Origin of the sequence: Pseudomonas sp. Sample_11 (assembly GCF_004307505.1) — a bacterium.
GTDB lineage: Bacteria > Pseudomonadota > Gammaproteobacteria > Pseudomonadales > Pseudomonadaceae > Aquipseudomonas > Aquipseudomonas atacamensis.
On sequence record NZ_RCOD01000059.1, the window covers coordinates 11,172 to 14,867 of the forward strand.

The 3,696-nt window shown below is 60.6% G+C and carries 1 protein-coding gene; it reads left to right on the forward strand.

Features of this window, described 5'->3' with window-relative positions; genetic code table 11:
• Positions 1-275: 275 nt before the first annotated feature.
• On the forward strand, positions 276-3,696 hold a 3,421-nt coding region (gene gltB / locus D8U60_RS17120; RefSeq protein WP_130900567.1), incomplete at its 3' end, for a glutamate synthase large subunit.

Sequence of the window (3,696 nt, forward strand, 5' to 3'; positions counted from 1 at the left end):
CGCGTGCCTTGTGGTGTCTGCGTCACAGTAGTCTTTGAGTCGTTGCGGTCAAAATTAAAAAAGTTTTGACTAGCACAGCAGATCGCTTTAAACCTTTCACAAATGCGACATGAATTTGCGACAGTTCGTCGTCAAATTTGTGAGCCTCTGTGTCGCTGTGTACAATGACCACCCTTTTGCCCCCGCTAAGCCGGCGTACGTTCGGCGCGGAACGCAAGTGGTTGAATTGAAAAGAAATTTGCCTCGAGTAGAGGCAGCCTGGTGAGAAAGTGTCTATGAAAGCAGGTCTGTACCAACCAGATGAATTCAAGGATAACTGCGGTTTCGGCCTGATAGCTCATATGCAGGGCGAGCCCAGTCATACCCTTTTGCAAACGGCCATCGAGGCCCTGACCTGCATGACCCACCGCGGTGGGATTAATGCCGACGGCAAGACCGGTGACGGTTGCGGTCTGCTGATTCAAAAACCCGACGCCTTCCTGCGAGCCATTGCCCAGGAAAACTTCGGCGTCGATATGCCCAAGCAATATGCCGTGGGCATGGTGTTCTTCAATCAGGATCCGGCCAAGGCCGAAGCCGCTCGCGAGAACATGAACCGCGAGATCCTCGCCGAAGGCCTGCAACTGATCGGCTGGCGCAAAGTGCCGATCGACACCAGCGTCCTCGGCCGCCTGGCCCTTGAGCGCCTGCCGCAGATCGAGCAGGTCTACATCGGCGGCGAAGGCCTGAGCGATCAGGACATGGCCGTGAAGCTGTTCAGCGCCCGTCGCCGTTCGTCGGTGGCCAACGCCGCTGACACCGACCACTACATCTGCAGCTTTTCGCACAAGACCATCATCTATAAAGGCCTGATGATGCCGGCCGACCTGGCCGCGTTCTATCCGGACCTGAGTGACGAGCGCCTGCAAACCGCGATTTGCGTGTTCCACCAGCGTTTCTCCACCAACACCCTGCCGAAATGGCCGCTGGCGCAGCCGTTCCGCTTCCTCGCCCACAACGGCGAAATCAACACCATCACCGGTAACCGCAACTGGGCGCAGGCCCGTCGGACCAAGTTCACCAATGATCTGATGGATCTGGAAGAGCTCGGCCCGCTGGTCAACCGCGTCGGTTCCGACTCCTCGAGCATGGACAACATGCTCGAACTGATGGTCACCGGTGGCATCGACCTGTTCCGTGGCGTGCGGATGATCATTCCGCCAGCGTGGCAGAACGTCGAAACCATGGACCCGGATCTGCGTGCGTTCTACGAGTACAACTCGATGCACATGGAGCCGTGGGACGGCCCGGCCGGCGTGGTAATGACCGACGGTCGCTACGCGGTGTGCCTGCTCGACCGTAACGGTCTGCGTCCGGCGCGCTGGGTGACCACCAAGAATGGTTTCATCACTCTCGCCTCGGAAATCGGCGTGTGGAACTACCAGCCTGAAGACGTGCTCGCCAAGGGTCGCGTCGGCCCTGGCCAGATCTTCGCCGTGGATACCGAAACCGGGCAGATCCTCGACACCGATGCGATCGACAACCGTCTGAAATCCCGTCATCCGTACAAGCAATGGCTGCGCAAGAATGCCCTGCGCATTCAGGCGACCATGGAAGACAACGACCACGGTTCGGCTTTCTACGACGTCGACCAGCTCAAGCAGTACATGAAGATGTATCAGGTCACGTTCGAGGAGCGTGATCAGGTGCTGCGTCCACTCGGCGAGCAAGGCTACGAAGCCGTGGGCTCGATGGGCGACGACACGCCGATGGCGGTGCTGTCCCAGCGTGTGCGCACGCCGTACGACTATTTCCGTCAGCAGTTCGCGCAGGTCACCAACCCGCCGATCGACCCGCTGCGTGAAGCGATCGTGATGTCGCTGGAAATCTGCCTCGGTGCCGAGCGCAACATTTTCCAGGAGTCGCCGGAACACGCCTCGCGCGTGATCCTCAGCTCGCCAGTGATCTCGCCGGCCAAGTGGCGCTCGCTGATGAACCTCGACCGTCCGGGTTTCGAACGGGCGATCATCGACCTCAACTACGACGAAAGCCTCGGCCTCGAAGCGGCGATCCGCAATGTTGCCGATCAGGCTGAAGAAGCCGTGCGCGCCGGGCGTACCCAGATCGTTTTGAGCGACCGCCATATCGCCCCGGGCAAGCTGCCGATCCACGCTTCGCTGGCGACCGGTGCCGTGCACCACCGCCTGACCGAGAAGGGCCTGCGTTGCGATTCCAACATCCTCGTTGAAACCGCGACCGCCCGTGACCCGCACCACTTCGCCGTGCTGATCGGTTTCGGCGCCTCGGCGGTGTATCCGTTCCTGGCCTACGAAGTATTGGGCGACCTGATCCGTACCGGTGAAGTCCTGGGCGACCTCTACGAGGTGTTCAAGAACTACCGCAAAGGCATCACCAAAGGTCTGCTGAAGATCCTGTCGAAGATGGGTATCTCGACCATCGCTTCGTACCGCGGTGCGCAGCTGTTCGAAGCCATCGGCCTGTCAGAAGAAGTCTGCGAGCTGAGCTTCCGTGGCGTACCGAGCCGTATCAAGGGTGCGCGTTTCGTCGACATCGAAGCCGAGCAGAAAGCCCTCGCCGTCGAAGCCTGGAGTCCGCGCAAGCCGATCCAGCAGGGCGGTCTGCTGAAGTTCGTCCACGGTGGCGAATATCACGCCTACAACCCGGACGTGGTCAACACCCTGCAAGCCGCTGTGCAGCAGGGCGACTACGCCAAGTTCAAGGAATACACCTCGCTGGTGGACAACCGTCCGGTGTCGATGATTCGCGACCTGTTCAAGGTCAAGACCCTCGACACGCCGCTGGACATCAGTGAAGTCGAGCCGCTGGAATCGGTGCTCAAGCGCTTCGACTCCGCCGGTATCTCGCTGGGCGCACTGTCGCCGGAAGCTCACGAAGCCCTGGCCGAAGCCATGAACCGCCTCGGTGCGCGTTCCAACTCCGGCGAAGGTGGTGAAGATCCGGCGCGTTACGGCACCATCAAGAGTTCGAAAATCAAGCAGGTTGCCACCGGCCGTTTCGGTGTAACCCCGGAATACCTGGTCAACGCCGAAGTGCTGCAGATCAAGGTCGCCCAAGGCGCCAAGCCGGGCGAGGGCGGGCAACTGCCGGGCGGCAAGGTCAACGGGCTGATCGCCAAGCTGCGTTACGCAGTGCCAGGCGTGACCCTGATTTCGCCACCGCCGCACCACGACATCTATTCGATCGAAGATTTGTCGCAGTTGATCTTTGACTTGAAGCAGGTCAACCCGCAGGCGCTGGTTTCGGTGAAGCTGGTAGCAGAAGCGGGCGTCGGCACCATCGCCGCCGGTGTGGCCAAAGCCTATGCGGACCTGATCACCATTTCCGGCTACGACGGTGGCACCGGTGCTTCGCCGCTGACCTCGATCAAGTACGCTGGCGCACCGTGGGAACTCGGCCTGGCTGAAACCCACCAGACCCTGCGCGGCAACGACCTGCGCGGCAAGGTCCGGGTGCAGACCGACGGCGGCCTGAAAACCGGTCTCGACGTGATCAAAGCCGCGATCCTCGGCGCCGAGAGCTTCGGCTTCGGTACCGCGCCGATGATCGCACTGGGGTGCAAATACCTGCGCATCTGCCATCTGAACAACTGCGCCACTGGCGTCGCGACGCAGAACGAGAAACTGCGCAAGGATCACTACATCGGCACCGTCGACATGGTGGTGAATTTCTTCACCT